The sequence below is a fragment of the Bradyrhizobium sp. LA2.1 genome, assembly GCF_040547725.1.
Lineage (GTDB): Bacteria > Pseudomonadota > Alphaproteobacteria > Rhizobiales > Xanthobacteraceae > Bradyrhizobium > Bradyrhizobium barranii.
Genome location: NZ_JBEPQI010000024.1, coordinates 19,431 through 34,266 on the forward strand (window position 1 = coordinate 19,431; position 14,836 = coordinate 34,266).

Annotated in this window: 14 protein-coding genes; 10 read left to right on the forward strand and 4 right to left on the reverse strand. The window is 63.2% G+C overall.

The annotated features are described in order from the left end of the window. Window positions 1–62 precede the first annotated feature (62 nt). The 3 genes from ABIB95_RS35045 (at window position 63) to ABIB95_RS35055 (ending at window position 3,314) form a co-directional block, all read left to right on the forward strand. Entirely contained in the window at window positions 63–689 is a 627-nt protein-coding gene (locus ABIB95_RS35045; protein ID WP_071911716.1) for a MarC family protein, read from the forward strand. A 170-nt stretch (window positions 690–859) separates the two neighbouring features. Further along, window positions 860–1,513, forward strand: a complete 654-nt coding sequence (locus tag ABIB95_RS35050) for an L-fuculose-phosphate aldolase (RefSeq protein WP_354246368.1) — start codon at window positions 860–862, stop codon at window positions 1,511–1,513. 13 nt (window positions 1,514–1,526) lie between these two features. After that, the gene (locus tag ABIB95_RS35055) at window positions 1,527–3,314 is read left to right on the forward strand and encodes a chloride channel protein (protein ID WP_354114010.1); all 1,788 of its coding nucleotides are present in this window, start codon (window positions 1,527–1,529) and stop codon (window positions 3,312–3,314) included. 62 nt (window positions 3,315–3,376) lie between these two features. On the opposite strand, the gene ABIB95_RS35060 is transcribed toward ABIB95_RS35055, so the two are convergent. After that, entirely contained in the window at window positions 3,377–3,634 is a 258-nt protein-coding gene (locus ABIB95_RS35060) for a DUF2798 domain-containing protein (protein ID WP_014493668.1), read from the reverse strand. A gap of 289 nt (window positions 3,635–3,923) precedes the next feature. Here ABIB95_RS35060 and ABIB95_RS35065 point away from each other — a divergent pair, with 289 nt between their 5' ends. The 3 genes from ABIB95_RS35065 to ABIB95_RS35075 all read left to right on the forward strand — a co-directional run bounded on the left by ABIB95_RS35065 (window position 3,924) and on the right by ABIB95_RS35075 (window position 7,556). Further along, window positions 3,924–4,319, forward strand: a complete 396-nt coding sequence (locus tag ABIB95_RS35065) for a hypothetical protein (protein ID WP_354246372.1) — start codon at window positions 3,924–3,926, stop codon at window positions 4,317–4,319. A gap of 274 nt (window positions 4,320–4,593) precedes the next feature. Then, window positions 4,594–6,519, forward strand: coding sequence for an AI-2E family transporter (locus tag ABIB95_RS35070; protein ID WP_354246375.1), 1,926 nt, complete (start codon window positions 4,594–4,596; stop codon window positions 6,517–6,519). 536 nt (window positions 6,520–7,055) lie between these two features. Further along, window positions 7,056–7,556: a hypothetical protein gene (locus tag ABIB95_RS35075; protein ID WP_063982015.1), complete on the forward strand. Its 501-nt coding sequence runs from the start codon at window positions 7,056–7,058 to the stop codon at window positions 7,554–7,556. Between the two features lie 538 nt (window positions 7,557–8,094). Here ABIB95_RS35075 and ABIB95_RS35080 read toward each other — a convergent pair. Continuing rightward, window positions 8,095–8,310 (reverse strand): hypothetical protein, encoded by a 216-nt coding sequence (locus tag ABIB95_RS35080; RefSeq protein ID WP_354246378.1) that lies wholly within the window; start codon window positions 8,308–8,310, stop codon window positions 8,095–8,097. A gap of 253 nt (window positions 8,311–8,563) precedes the next feature. Here ABIB95_RS35080 and ABIB95_RS35085 point away from each other — a divergent pair, with 253 nt between their 5' ends. The 4 genes from ABIB95_RS35085 (at window position 8,564) to uraD (ending at window position 11,183) form a co-directional block, all read left to right on the forward strand. Next, on the forward strand, window positions 8,564–8,851 hold the full coding sequence (locus ABIB95_RS35085; RefSeq protein WP_038934641.1) for a hypothetical protein: 288 nt from the start codon (window positions 8,564–8,566) through the stop codon (window positions 8,849–8,851). 89 nt (window positions 8,852–8,940) lie between these two features. Continuing rightward, window positions 8,941–9,354, forward strand: coding sequence for a DUF3830 family protein (locus ABIB95_RS35090; RefSeq protein ID WP_014493672.1), 414 nt, complete (start codon window positions 8,941–8,943; stop codon window positions 9,352–9,354). Further along, window positions 9,355–10,290: an allantoinase PuuE gene (puuE, locus tag ABIB95_RS35095; protein WP_354246381.1), complete on the forward strand. Its 936-nt coding sequence runs from the start codon at window positions 9,355–9,357 to the stop codon at window positions 10,288–10,290. Between the two features lie 5 nt (window positions 10,291–10,295). Beyond that, window positions 10,296–11,183 carry a 2-oxo-4-hydroxy-4-carboxy-5-ureidoimidazoline decarboxylase gene (gene uraD, locus ABIB95_RS35100; RefSeq protein WP_354246384.1) on the forward strand — a complete coding sequence of 296 codons (888 nt, stop codon included), beginning with the start codon at window positions 10,296–10,298 and terminating at the stop codon, window positions 11,181–11,183. On the opposite strand, the gene ABIB95_RS35105 is transcribed toward uraD, so the two are convergent. Beyond that, the gene (locus ABIB95_RS35105) at window positions 11,180–13,906 is read right to left on the reverse strand and encodes a molybdopterin-dependent oxidoreductase (RefSeq protein ID WP_354246387.1); all 2,727 of its coding nucleotides are present in this window, start codon (window positions 13,904–13,906) and stop codon (window positions 11,180–11,182) included. The genes uraD and ABIB95_RS35105 overlap by 4 nt on opposite strands. Beyond that, on the reverse strand, window positions 13,903–14,730 hold the full coding sequence (locus tag ABIB95_RS35110) for an FAD binding domain-containing protein (protein WP_354246390.1): 828 nt from the start codon (window positions 14,728–14,730) through the stop codon (window positions 13,903–13,905). Before ABIB95_RS35110 ends, ABIB95_RS35105 begins: the two co-directional genes overlap by 4 nt. Between the last annotated feature and the right edge of the window lie 106 nt (window positions 14,731–14,836).

The window sequence follows — 14,836 nt, forward strand, 5'->3', positions numbered from 1 at the left end:
CTCGCGAAGGCCTCCTCCAGCGGTTATGGATTGCGGCTGCACCTCGCGTGAGACCCACCCGCATGCTCGACTTCGCCCTGTCCGCCTTCGTGACGCTGCTGCTGGTGGTCGATCCCGTCGGCCTTGCACCGGCCTTCCTGGCCGCGACCGGAGGCATGCCCGACAAGGTCAAGCGCACGATCGCGCTGCGCGCGCCGCTGATCGCGGCCTCGATCCTGGTGGTGATCTCGCTGGCCGGAAACTGGCTGCTGCGCCAACTCGGGATCGGCATCCCCGCCTTCCAGATCGCCGGCGGACTGCTGCTGTTCGGTGTCTCCTACCAGATGATCTTCGGCGACCGTCCGCATCGCGAGGCGCGCGAGGCCGACAAGGCGACCTCGGAGCACGCCTCCGACGTCGCGGTGTTTCCCTTGGCCATCCCGATGATGGCCGGTCCCGGCGCGATCGCGACCACTCTGCTGCTGACGGGCAATGCCGGCTATGGGGCCAAGCTCGCGATTATCATCGCGGTCGTCGTCTCCGTCTGCCTGCTCTGCATGCTGTGCTTCGTCTCCGCGAGCCTGATCGCGCGCACCCTCGGGCGGACCGGAAATGCCGTGCTCTCACGCGTGCTCGGCATGCTGCTCGCGGCCTATTCGGTGCAGTTCGTGATCAACGGAATTGCGGCCGTCCGGGCGAGCTTTTCGTAAACCTGCGACAATCTGCTAATATACTGATTTTACAACTGGTTTCTTGATGTAACGGTACAGCCGGCAAGGCAGCGGCCAATCCCGGCCGCTTTCTCTTGCACTGCCATATAGCTTTGACGTACTCCCGGTCTAACAAACGCCCATCGCCAAAAAGTCGAGATGAAATCGGGATGTCGATGACAGCGGACGAGCTCGCAAAGAGACAGGCCATCATCGACGCGTGCCGCCGCATGAACGCGCTCGGCATCAACCAGGGCACCTCGGGCAATATCAGCGTCCGGCATGTGGACGGGCTTCTGGTCACGCCGACCAGCGTGCCGTATGACGCCATGACGCCCGACCAGATCGTGTTCATGGCGATGGACGGCTCCCATGCCCCCGGTCAGAAGCCCTCCAGTGAATGGCGCTTCCACCGCGACATCCTGAAATCGCGGCCCGACGTCAACGCCGTCGTCCACGCTCATCCGACCTATTGCACCATCCTGGCGATCATGGGCATGGAGATTCCGCCCGTGCACTACATGATCGCAGCCGCCGGCGGTGACAGTATCCGTTGCGCACCCTATGCCACCTTCGGAACGGCGGAGCTGTCCGAGCATGCGCTGCGGGCGCTGGAGGGCCGGCTCGCCTGCCTGCTCGACCATCACGGCATGATCGCGGTCGGCAAGACGCTGGACAAGGCGATGTGGCTCGCCGTCGAGGTCGAGACGCTGGCGCGGCAGTATCACGGCTGCCTCCAGATCGGAAAACCGCCGCTGCTGTCGAGTGCCGAGATCGAACGGGTCAGCCAGCGCATGGCCGGTTACGGCATGTCGGAAGGGTAGGGCGGGCAAAAAGGTGTTCGCGCGGATCAGACACATCGCCGATCGCAAGGGATCGAACCGCGTCATGGTTCGCCTGCGCGCGCTCTTGCGCAGCAACGAGTTCTACCTGATCCCGCTGGCGCTCGTGATCGGCACGCTTACCGGCGCCATCGTGACGCTGATGGCCGAGATCGCGCAGATTGCCCATATGGTGATCTACGGCATTCCCGTCGACGTTCGCCTATCCGCCCACGCCCGGGTCAGCCCCTGGGCGGCCCTGCTCGCGCCCGCGCTCGGCGGACTGGCGCTCGGTATCATGGAATGGTGGCGACGGCGGCTGAAGATCTCCAACGCGGTCGACCCGATCGAGGCGAACGCGCTGCGCGGCGGCAATCTGTCGATGCGCGACAGCATGGTGGTGTCGAGCCAGACGCTGATCTCGAACGGCTGCGGCGCCTCGGTCGGCCTCGAGGCCGGCTACACCCAGATCGGCTCGGGCATCGCCTCACTGCTCGGCAAGTTCTTCAATCTCCGCCGCAACGATTTGCGCCTGATCGTCGGTTGCGGCGCCGCCGCTGCGATCGCAGCGGCGTTTGGCGCGCCGATCACCGGCGCCTTCTATGCCTGCGAGCTGATCGTCGGCGTCTATTCGGTCGGCAGCGCCGCGCCGATCCTGGCGGCCTCGCTTGCCGGCGCGCTGACCGCGCAATGGCTCGGCGGCGCGCCGTACTCTATCGAGATACCGAAGGTCAGCGCGGTCGGCGTCGAGCAATATCTGGCATTGATCGGGCTTGCGCTCATTACCAGCGGCGTCGGCATCGCCGTGATGCGGTCGTCTTCGATGTTCGAGCGCCTGTTTGTCTGGCTGCCGGTCTGGCTGCGCCCGGTGATCGGCGGCCTTATCGTCGGCAGCTTTGCCATCGTCACGCCGCAGGTGCTCGCGGCCGGCCACGGCGCCATGGTGCTCGATCTCTTTCACGACATGACGATCGGCCTTATCGCGATCATCATCGCCTTGAAGGTGACGGCCTGCCTGATCTCGCTCGCCTCGGGGTTCCGTGGCGGTCTGTTCTTTGCCTCGCTGTTCGTCGGCAGCCTGATCGGAAAGTTCTTCGCTGCGGTTCTTTTGCTCATCAGCCCGGAATTCGTGATCGACCCGCTGGTCGCGATGCTGACGGGTATGGCGACGCTCGGCGTCGCCATCGTCGGCGGTCCCCTGACCATGTCGTTCCTCGTGCTCGAGATGACCCGCAATGTCGACGTTACCGCCGTGGTGTTGGCTGGCTGCATCGTCACCTCGATCTGCGTCCGCTTCATGTTCGGCCATTCCTTCTCGACCTGGCGCCTGCATCTGCGCGGCGAGACCATCCGCAGCGCCAACGACGTCGGCTGGCTGCGCAACCTCACGGTCGAGCGGCTGATGCGCTCCGACGTCGGCAAGGTGCCATCGACCACGACGATCGCCGCCGTGCGCGGTGAATTCGCGCTGGGCTCGCGGCCCGGCATCGTCATCGTCAACAATGCGGACGAATATGTCGGCCTCGTCCTGCTGCCCGACCTGTTCTCCAGCGACCTCGACAGCATCGCCGACGACATCCAGGTGATCGAGCTCGCCCGCCTGACCGAGATCGTGCTGATCCCGGAAATGAATGTGAAGTCGGCGATGGCCGTGTTCGACGAAGCGGAAGCCGAGATGCTGGCGGTGGTCGATTCCACCGACAGCCGCAAGGTGGTCGGCTTCCTCACCGAGACGTTTGCCCGCCGCCGCTATGTCGAGGAGATCGACAAGGCAACGCGCGGCGTGCTCGGGGCGCTGTCGTAGGATCACTCCCGCAGGCGCATGGAAGCGGGACGGCGTGCTTCGTGTGCCGCCGTCCGCGCCGGCTATCGGCCTGGTTGAGATGGGGAAGCGACGACGCACGCCACGATCCGTCGGACCAGTGGCAGCACCATCAGCAGCGTGGGAAAGGCGACGAGCCATGACAGCGCCCAGGCGCCCGGCCAGGTCGCGAGGAACGCCGGCGTCGCGCCGAGGCTCCGGAGCGTCGAAATGACGGACACCACGGCCGTCATGAGGATGGACAGCACAAATGGCATCACGATCGGCGCATAGCGCGCCGGCAGTTTGCGAACCGCAATCATCTGATTTCTCTTGAGGAAAAGGACGCGTCAGTCACGTTGAACCTGCGAAAATGCATCGATCCCGACGGCGTCGGTTGATGCGTTGGTTCACGTGAAACGCTTACGGCGACCGAAAAACGGCGCGGCTGTTCATTATCCGCTCAGGTTGAGTGGTTCAAGCTGGATCTGGTCGTTCGGTTTACAATCGTTCGAAGCGTGGCAGATTGCCGCGATCACGAAACTTTTCAGTGGTTTGCACGTTGTGGATCGTTTCATATTTTGACTTTGGACAAGAACAAAGGACGCCGAGATGAGCGATAGGCCCGTAAATTCAAGGTTCGGCCGCAACACCGCACTGGCCGCGTTTGCGAGTCTGGCTCTGGCGACAGCTTCGGTCTCGCCCTCGTCTGCGGCGCCGGCCGGTTCGCCGACCGTCAGCGCGAACTCTGCGACGTCTGGCAGATCCGTTGCGACCGATTTCAGCGCCGCCCGCCGCCACCGCTACTATCGCCGGGGTCCAAATGCTGCAGGGCTTGCCTTCATGGGCGTGGCGGCAGGTCTGATCGGAGGTGCGATCGCAGAGAGCCGGCGCCAGGAGTACTACGAGAATCGCTATTATGACGGCCCGGGTCCTTACTATGGCGGTCAGGGATATTATGGCGGCGGTCCCTATTACGGTTCGCGTGGCTACTATCAGCCTTATTAGGCGCCTGTTCTCGCCGTAGCCCGGATTGCACGGAGCGTGTCATCGTGCGGCGGCTTCGCGCCGACCTGTTGGCTCCGTCCGGGCTAAGCGGCTCTGTGTTTGCCCGAGGGGTAAAACACCCGGCGGGCTGTCAACCCGCGCGCTATGAGACGAGCTAGCGACATTGAACGGCATGCTCGGGCTGTCGGAACAAGTTAGTTCGGTGTAGGATGGTGTCGCGAAGGAGAATTCACCCACGTATGGGATGAATGAGCCGCGCCATGGAAGACGCGCCATGGAAGAGAAATCTCCTCAAATGAGATTGGCACAGCCGCGGGGGACTGTGCTGACGAATATGGCCGTCGCAGCGTTGATAATTGCTGCGCTCTATTTCGGTCGTGAAATTTTTGTTCCCTTCGCGTTAGCAGTTCTCCTGAGTTTCGTTATGGCGCCCTTCGTGATGCGCTTACGTTCCTGGCGAATTCCGCGCACGATTTCTGTGCTGGTGGTCGTCTTCATCGGATTCTCGATCATATTTAGTCTAGGCGGTCTTATGGTTTCGCAGGCGACCCGGCTCGCCACCAAGCTGCCAGGCTATCAACAAACATTGAGTGACAAGATCGAAAGCCTGCGCGGCTTAATGGGCGGCGGCTCTGGAACATTGGAGCAGGCGTCGACAGTTCTGAAAGAATTGAAGACAGAGTTGCAGAATCGAGATGGGGCCGGTCGACCTACTGACGGCGAACTCACCAGACAGCCCTCAGACAAGCCGATACCCATACCCGTTGAGGTAAGGCAACCCGATCCTGGTGCTCTGTCGACGTTTGGCGCAATCATCCAGCCACTGATTTCACCTTTAACGACGACAGGGATCGTCGTGATCTTTGTTGTCTTTGTCCTGCTGCAACGGGAAGATCTGAGGAATCGGCTTGTCCGACTGGCCGGATCCGCGGATATTCAACGCACGACTGCGGCCCTGGACGACGCCGGTAAGCGTCTGAGCAAGCTCTTTCTTACCCAGATCGCGTTCAATGGCGTGTTCGGTCTTGCAATAGGCTTAGGTCTTGAATTCATCGGTGTCCCCTCGGCTCCGCTATGGGGTCTGATCGCGATGATTATGCGATTTGTACCGTATATCGGTGCATTGATATCTGCGGTATTCCCTCTCATTCTCGCGGCGGCGGTGGGCACGGGCTGGCAGATGCTGATACTTACGGCGGCATTGTTCGTCGTGCTTGAGTTGCTCGCAGGACAGGTCCTCGAACCCTTGATTTTTGGGCATAGCTCGGGTCTTTCCCCGATTGCAATTATCCTGTCAGCGTCATTCTGGACGTGGCTTTGGGGGCCGGTCGGACTGGTGTTGGCCACGCCCTTAACAATTTGTCTCGTCGTCCTTGGGCGGCATGTCGATCGCCTCAAATTTCTTGACGTTATGCTTGGCGACCGACCACCGCTGACGCCGCCGCAACTGGCTTATCAACGAATGCTGGCGGGAGATCCCATTGAAGCGGTGGAACAGGCACATGAATACCTGAATGACTCGTCGCTTGAGAATTATTGTGACGACATCCTCTTGAAAGGCCTGAGACTCGCGGAGGCCGACCGTCAATTGGGTCACCTCGATCAGGACCGATTAAATCGGGTAGTCTCAACGGTGGAAGAATTGGTCGCTGAGCTGGGGGCACGCCATGACGTGGAAGCAACAGGACCCAGTTCCCCGGATCTAAGCTCAAGCCCCGGAGCTGCCATTACCTTCGAGCGAGCAGGCTCCGAGCACGCTTTGATTCCGGAGCCGCCGACCTCGTCTATTTCGGTCGTTTGCATCCCTGGTGCCGGGCGACTCGATGAGGCGACGGCGCTTGTGCTGGCGCAGCTTCTGCGGTACCGCGGGATTCAGGCAATTGCGGAAAAGGCTGATGCTTCATCAATGTCGAAATTGCTTTCGCTCGAATTGGCGAACACCGCGCTTGTATGCGTCTGCTATCTGAGTCAGCCGTCCACCGCCAAGATTCAGCACGTCGTTCGAGGGCTCAGTAAAAGGATTGGCGCAACCCGTATCCTGTTCGCTTTGCTGGGAACGGGAGCCGCAGAAACGGTGGGAAACGCTTCCAACGCGTTGGTAGCAAGCGGGTCGTTCGGTGCAGCCTTGGAAGCAGTCGTTCACGTGACCTCCGCGCAACCTGATGCGTCGGATCAGGCGAAGGCAGCTGCTCCGGCGTAAAAACGAATCTTTTGCTCCTCTGGATTGCCGGGCGTCGCAGAGCGACCATCCGCATCGGTCACCGGGTCCTGTGGAGAGCAAAAGGATTGGCGGGGACCGCGCGACGGTGACCCTTGCGAATATTTGCCATCGCGCATTCCCGATTTTATTTAATACGAACCGGTAGACAAACGGCGGGCGCGATGTGGCGAATGCCGTAATCCGAGGACCGTAAGTGCAGCCCGTTTTGGCGCAAACCGCACATTTGGCCGGACCCAAAGCTTCAGCAGGGACAATAGCGATCATTGCGACACGCGCGTGGAATGTCCACTCACGCCTCACAAGCAAAACTTTCAGTTTGCACGGCCGCCATGACCCTTTGACCTAGGTCAATACTCTCAACGTGGGTTTACCTTGGAAGTAGCAACTATCGGAGCGACCGCACTCTTCGCCTGTATCTTCTGCGTAACGCCGATATCGCTCGTATGTCGCGCAAGGGAAACGTGTGGTTGTCTGTGGCAAGCAGCCTGAGCTAATCACGCAAGGAGGAGCTGTACATGGGTATCCTTGACGAGTTACTGGGCGGTGGGCAACGCCAGAAAGAGTATCGGGATTTCGTTGATCGATACGAACAAGGAAATCCGTCGGAGGGTTATTCCGATCAAGAGGTTCTCAAACGGTATGGTGATGTGTCACACGCCGTGCCGTCTGACCAGTACGCGCAGGCAGCGATAGAAGCGTTGGGCAAGCTTTCGCCGGAAGAACGGGCGGCGTTCGTGAAGATGCTGCAGGAGCGAGCCGCCGCGCGCGGCGTGGCGCTACCGGGACAAGTGGCCCCCGAACCGAAGGAACTGGGCGAGGTGCTCACCGATCTGCATGGGAGGCCCGGTCAGCTCCGGGATATCCTCGCCAGTGGCGATGCCCAGCCTCACGAGCAAGCCCAACCGTCGAACCCGATCATCGACATACTTGCGTCCCCGCAGGCAAAGGCCGTGCTCGCGGGGATCGCGGCCATGGTGGTCAAGCGTGTCATGCAGGGTTCATCCCGAACCGCGTAGCGCATGCGTGAGGCCCGCAGCCAAAGTCCGGTTGGGGTCATTCGGTTGACCTACCGGCAAGTCCGGGCAAGGTTCGCTATGCCGCCAAAAAAGCGGAAGCGAGTTATCCTGTCGCGACGCAACAGGAATGAACACGATGACCGAGAGCGACGGCCCGCCCATCGCCAAAGGTTCTGCGACTGTCAGCGCGTCGGCCATTGGTGCGTCTGCAGCACTCGCTGTCATCGCCCGGCTTGACCGGGCGATCTAGCATTCCAGAGACGGCTGTGATTGAGCCGAGAGGCCGCGGCGTACTGGATTCCCCGCTTTCGCGGGGAATGACAGTGACAATTGGCGGACGACGCCGATGCCTCACTTCCGTCATTGCGAGCGCAGCGCTCTTGCGGTGCGCTGCAGAGCCGGGGCCCATGTCTCCGCGTTCTACTCTCCGCATTGTACCGTGTCGCTTTCTGGGTCCCGGCTCTGCGCAGCAACGCTTGCGCGTTGCAGCGCGTCCGGGACACGAGAGACGTCGCAGCAACCGCGTTCTACGCCCGCATCACCGCCCCGCCGGTACCGACAGCGCGCCGTTGGTGTAGCGCTGCCAGTCGGGTGTGGTCGGCTGCGACGGCCAGAACGCGTTGGAGTCGCGGACCGACTGGGTGATCGGGGCGGGTTGTGCCTTGCTTCTGTGGTGGCGGTCGCTCGCGGCGGCGGTCTGGATGGTGGCGGCGGCAATCAGGGTGACGCCGAGAATGGCAAAGGTCTTTCGCATGGTTGTTTCTCCCGTGACGGCGATTCAGGCTGTGAGAAAAAGGTCGCCTGTGTTCGCGGTCGTGGCTGACATGGCGATGTGCCCTGCCGGATATCAGCCGGGCCGGTTTCACGATCTGAAGCGCGGCCATCACGTTGGGGCGAGCAAATTTTCTGGCCCCGGCCAAATATTCGGCAATCGCGCCCGCAGCGCCGGTGGACTTGCCCCTGGCAATCCGGTTCAATGACGCGAATTGAGTTCTCAGGCGACAACGATGTCGAAATATCTGCTGGTCCTTCTCCTGATCGCGTCGCCGGCGGCCGCGCAGGTGAAGCTCACGCCAAAGACCTCGGCAGCGCATCCAGACCCCTGCGCCCCGATCGGGCGGACCGCGGACGGCAAGCTGGTCTACTCCATGAAATGCGAGAATCTGCCGGCGCCGCCTCCACCTCCGCCACAGGCGGAACTGAAGGAGGCGCCCCCTTCGGCCGCGCCCGCCGCCGAGCCCGAGCCGGAGGTGCGGCGGAGCGGTATTTTCGGCTGGTCCTACGACCGCAGATGACGGGCCGCGCCACTTGCGTGAAGCCTTCTGGAATGCTCTTTGCTTGAAAATTCCCCGTGGGCCTTTGGCCCCCGATCCAGAGAGATGAGATGAGCAAACTCGTTATCCGCGCCGGCGACTTCACCTTCGATGCCCGCTTCGAGGAGCAACTGGCGCCCAAGACCGTCGCTGCGTTCCGCAAGGCGCTGCCGTTCGAAAGCCACATCATCCATGTGCGCTGGAGCGGCGAGGGCGTCTGGATGCCGCTCGGCGATCTCGATTTCGGCGTCGGCTACGAGAACCACACGAGCTATCCCGCGCCGGGTCAGATCATCCTCTATCCCGGCGGTATCAGCGAAACCGAGATCCTGCTCGCCTATGGCGGCGTACACTTCGCCAGCAAAATGGGCCAGCTCGCCGGCAACCATTTCATCACGCTGACCTCGGGCCTCGAGAATCTTGCGACCCTCGGCAAGAGCGTGCTCTGGAAGGGTGCCCTGCCGATCCGCTTCGAGGAAGTCTGAGTGACGGATACTCGCTACCCGCGCGATCTCCGCGGTTACGGCCGCAACCCGCCGCATCCGCAATGGCCTGACAACGCGCGGGTCGCGGTGCAGTTCGTCGTCAACTTCGAGGAAGGCGGCGAGAACAACATCTTGCACGGGGATCGCGCCTCGGAAGCGTTTCTGTCCGACGTCCTCGGCGCGCAGCCCTGGCCGGGCCAGCGCCACGCCAATATCGAGTCGATGTTCGAATATGGCTCGCGCGCCGGCTTCTGGCGGCTGTGGCGGATGTTCAACGAGCGGAAGTGGCCGACCACTGTGTTCGGCGTTGCCACCGCGCTGAAGCGGAATCCCGAAATTGTCGCGGCGATGAAGGAGTCAGGCTGGGACATCGCAAGCCACAGCCTGAAATGGATCGAGCACAAGGACATGATCGAGGCGCAGGAGCGTGCCGAGATCGCCGAGTCCATTCGCGTCCACACCGAGGCGACGGGCTCGCGGCCGCTCGGCTGGTACACCGGGCGCTCCTCGATCAACACCAACCGCCTCCTGATGGAGGAGGGCGGCTTCCTCTATCTCTGCGACTCCTATGCCGACGATCTGCCCTACTGGGTCAAGGGCGCGAACGGCAAGCAGCTCATCATTCCCTATACGCTTGACGCCAACGACATGCGCTTCATCAACCCGCAGGGGTTTGCCGAAGGCGAGCAGTTCTTCACCTATCTGAAGGACGCCTTCGACGTGCTCTATGCCGAGGGCGAGACCGCGCCGAAGATGATGTCGGTGGGGCTGCACTGCCGTCTTGCCGGCCGGCCCGGCCGCGCCGCGGGACTGATCCGCTTCCTCGACTATATCGGCAAGCACGATCGCGTCTGGGTGCCGACGCGGCTCCAGATCGCGCAGCACTGGCACGACAAGCATGCGCATCTTGCCGCCGACGCATTCGAGATCGGGTGAGGACGATGGCGCAAATCTCGCTCGCCGATCTCAATGCTGCTGATCAGGCCGGCTTTGTCGCGGTCCTCGCCAACGTCGTCGAATATTCACCGTGGATTGCGGAGAAACTTGCCGGGCAGCGGCCGTTCGCCGGTATCAACCAGTTGCACTCAGCGCTGATGGCGGCGATCCAGGCTGCCGAGCCCGACGTGCAGCTCGCGCTGATCCGGGCGCATCCTGATCTCGCCAACAAGACTCAGCGTGCAGCGGGGCTCACTGCAGAATCGACCGACGAGCAGAACAGCGCCGGCCTCGACCGTCTCTCAGATGCAGAATACGCCGCGTTCGAGCGCGTCAACTATGCCTATCGCGATAAGTTCGGCTTCCCCTACATCGTCTGCGTGCGCCGTCACACCAGGGATTCCGTGCTGCGCGACTTCGAGACGCGGTTGCGCAATATCGCCAAGACAGAGACGCGGCGCGCGATCGAGGAGATCGGTCGTATCTCCGCGCTGCGGCTCGATCAGCTCGTCGTCGCCGACGACAAGCTGAGAGTGCATGGCCGGCTTTCCACGCATGTGCTCGACAATCACGCCGGAAAGCCTGCAGCCGGCATCCCGGTGGAGCTCGTCGAGCTCGCGAGCCTCGGTGAGAGCCGCGTGATCGCGCGCGCAATCACCAATGCCGATGGCCGCACCGACCAGCCGCTGATCGGCGGTCGTCCGCTGCCGATCGGCCGCTACGAGCTCAAATTCAGCGTTGCCAAATATTACGCCGAGCGCAACGTGCCGTTGTCAGACCCGCCGTTCCTCGACGAGATCCCGCTGCGCTTTGCGATCAGCGAGCCGGAAAGCCACTACCACCTGCCGCTGCTGGTCACGCCGTGGAGCTACTCGACCTATCGTGGAAGTTAATTCCCAAACTTCTCGTGCAGCGCCGGAAACAGCCGGTCCGGCTTGAACGGCGGCGCGGTGAAGCGGATGCCGGTGGCATCCGCGATCGCATTGCCGAGCGCGGCGGTGACCGGATTGTACGGGCTCTCGCTCATCGATTTGGCGCCCAGCGGCCCGATCGTGTCGGACGTCTCGGCAAAGAAGACCTCCGTGCGCGGAACGTCTGCGAAGGAGGGCAGGTGGTAGTCGCGGAATTTCGGGTTGGTGACGCGGCCGGTCGCGTCGATCACCATCTCCTCGTAGAGCGCCGCCCCGATCGCCTGCGCGACGCCGCCCTCGACCTGGCCGCGGCACTGCATGGGATTGGCGACGACGCCGGCGTCCGCCGCCTGCACGCTCCGGAGAATCTTGATCTCGCCGGTGCCCTTGTTCACGGCAACGCGAAAGCCCTGGACGTTGAAGCCGACCGAGCGCGGCGTTCCCTCGGAATTGCCGGTGCCTGCGAACGGCTGCCCGCGTTCGCGCGCGAGCTTCGCCAGCTCCGCAAAGGACATGCGCCGGACGCCGCTGACGACGGCTTCGTCGTCGAGCGTGCAGCTCGCGGCGTCGCACAGCCAGGCGCTGGCGGTTGCAGCTTTTAGCTCGGTCGCAAGCTGCATCGCGGCTGCATGCGTTGCCTTGCCCGCAACGAAGGTGCCCGCACTGCCATAGGCGCCGGTGTCGTGGCCACCATGGGCGGTGTCGGACTGGCGCAGGCGGATGCGGTCGGCGGTGGTTGCCAGCGTCGTCGCCGCGATCTGCCGGTGCACGGTGCTGGTGCCGTTGCCGAACTCGGCGGTGCCGACGGTGAGGTCGAAGCCGCCGTCGTCGTTGAGCGCGATCATCGCATCCGCGAGATGGCCGGCCGGCGGCACCGTGTCGATCATGGTCAGCGCGACGCCGTCGCCGATCAGCCACTCCGGCGACAGGTCCAGCTGCGGGCCATCGGCCTGCATGGCGCGTTCGACAAGGTCGAGGCACTGGTCGAGCCCGTAGGAGCCATAGAGCACGTCGTGAAATTCGGACGGCGGCGGTGACAGCATGGGATCGCCTGGTTTGACGACGTTGCGCCGGCGCATGTCGTAGGGACTGATGCCGAGCTGCCGTGCCAATTCGTCGATCGCGGCTTCGATCGCGATCTGCGTTTGGGGCAGGCCATAGCCGCGAAACGCGCCCGATGGCACCGTGTTGGTGTAGACGGCGAAGCCGTCGACCTTCTTGTTCGGACAGTTGTAGACGGCGATGGACTCGGACAGCGAGTGGAACATCACGGGCCCGGCGTGATTGCCGTAGGCGCCGGTGTTGGAGAGCACCTCGAGCTGGAGCGCGGTGAGCCGGCCGTCGGCATCGGCGCCGGCCTTGATGTGGACCCGCATCGGATGCCGCGTCGAGGTCGCGATGAACTGCTCCTCGCGGGTCAGCTCCAGCTTGACCGGTCGTCCGGTCTTGAGCGTAGCCAGCGCCAGAATGTCCTCGACGAACATCTCCTGCTTGCCGCCAAAGCCGCCGCCGACGCGTTCGCAGAACACGCGGACCTTGTCCAAGGGGAGCTCAAAGATGTCCGACAGCGCGCGGCGGGTCAAGAACGGCACCTGCGTCGAGGTGCGGACATTGAGCACGCCGGAAGCATCAAGCCAGGCGAGGCCGCCATGGGTCTCCAGCGCGGCGTGCTGCACGCGGTGGCTGTGGAAGGTCGCCTCATAGGTGACGGCAGACGTGGCGAGTGCCGCCGCCACGTCGCCGTATTCGCCATGCGTCTCCGCCGCGAGGTTACGCTGGGGATCGGCGATGCGGTTCGCGGTGGTGCGGTCAGGATGAATGACAGGTGCACCCGGCGCCATCGCCTGCTCCGGATCGATCAGCGCAGGCAGGATTTCGTAATCGACCTTCAGCCGCCGGCACGCCTCCTCGGCGGCGGCCTCGCTCTCGGCGACGACGGCGGCGACCTTTTGGCCGATGAAGCGGACGACGTCATCGAGGATGCGGGTATCCTCCGGATCCATCCAGTCCTTCTCGTGCCGCGCGGTCGAGATCAGAACCGATGGCGCATCCTCATGCGTCAGCACCGCCTGCACGCCGGGCACGCGAAGGGCATCCGACTTGTCGATCGCGACGATTTTCGCGTGGGCGTGCGGCGAGCGCAGCAGCTTGATGTGCAGCAGGCCGTCGATGGCGGTGTCGAAGGTGTAGTGCGCCTTACCGCGCACGACATCGGGGCCTGCTGGGGCCGGAAGGCTGCGGCCGAAGGCGGCGCCGGGCTCGACGCTCTCCTCGACATTGGTCTTGCCGAGCAGTGCGTCCTCGATCGAGCGATAGCCGGTGCAGCGGCAGATATTGCCCTTCAGTGCCGATCCGAGATCAGTGCGCTGCGCCTGGTTCAGCGAGGCGCAGGTCAGGATCATGCCGGCGGTGCAGAAGCCGCATTGGAAGCCCTGCGCATCGAGGAAGGCCTGCTGCATCGGATGCGCGCCATGGTCGCCACCGAGGCCTTCGATCGTGGTGACGGCGTGTCCCTCGGCGCGGAACGCCGGGATCAGGCAGCTGTGCACCGGCTCGCCGTCGAGCAGCACGGTGCAGGCACCGCAATCGCCGGCATCGCAGCCCTTCTTCACGCCGAAATGGCCGAGCTCGCGCAAGAACGTGCGCAGGCACTGGCCGGCGCGCGGCTCTTGCGGGAACGTCTTGCCGTTGACCTCGAAGCTCATGACGGCATCGCCCCCAGGAGCTCGCCGCGAATCTCCTCGGCGAGCCGTAGCGTCATATGCTTGCGCCAGAGCGGCTTGCCGTGGATGTCGGTGTGGTACAGATCATCCGGGATCTGCTCTGCGATCGCGTCGCGAAGCGCGCCCGCGTCCGGAGCCTTGCGAAAGGACAGCTGGATCGGTCGCACGGTCGATGCGGTCACCGACAGCGTCAGCGTGCCATCGCTATCCAGGCTGCCGATCAGAAGCGCCGCAGAGCGGCCGACAGGGGCTAGCGAGATCTGGCGAAAGGCCGTGCGGCGCTTCAGCGCGGCAATCGGGATATCGATCTGCCGGATCAGGTCGCCTGGCGTCAGGCGGTTGCGCTGGTTGCCAATAACGAAGTCGACGACGGGTATCTTCTCTTCGCCGCCGCCGGCCCTCCAGATGGTGCAGACGCCGTCCAGCGCTGATGTGAGCGAGATCATCGGTCCCGCCGGCAACGACATGCAGAGATTGCCGCCGACCGTCGCGGTCTTCCAGATCTTGAATGAAGCAAGGAAAGCCCGGCAGCACTGGCCGATCAGCGGGGCTGCGAGCCAGTCGGGCGGGCAGGCGAAACCGTCGAGCTGCGTGATGGTGCAGGTGGCGGAGATGGTGAGATGGGTGTCGGTGATCGTCAGCGCCGGCCATTTCAGGTCAGTGAGATCGATCAGCCGCTTCAGGTGGACCTGGGGCTCCGAGAACAGCCAGGTGCCGCCCGCGAGCCAAGCATCACCTTCCGCCCAGGCGGGCAGTTGTGCGCGCGTTTGCGGATGGGCCACCGTCGTGATGGTATTCAAATCCATGGCTGCGCCAAAGCTTTCGCCCGTGAATCGTACAGATGAGTCTTGCAAGACCGGAGCCAAGTCGCAACAAGCAAGTCGTAGCATGAAGGTGATCGGGCCGGCGGCC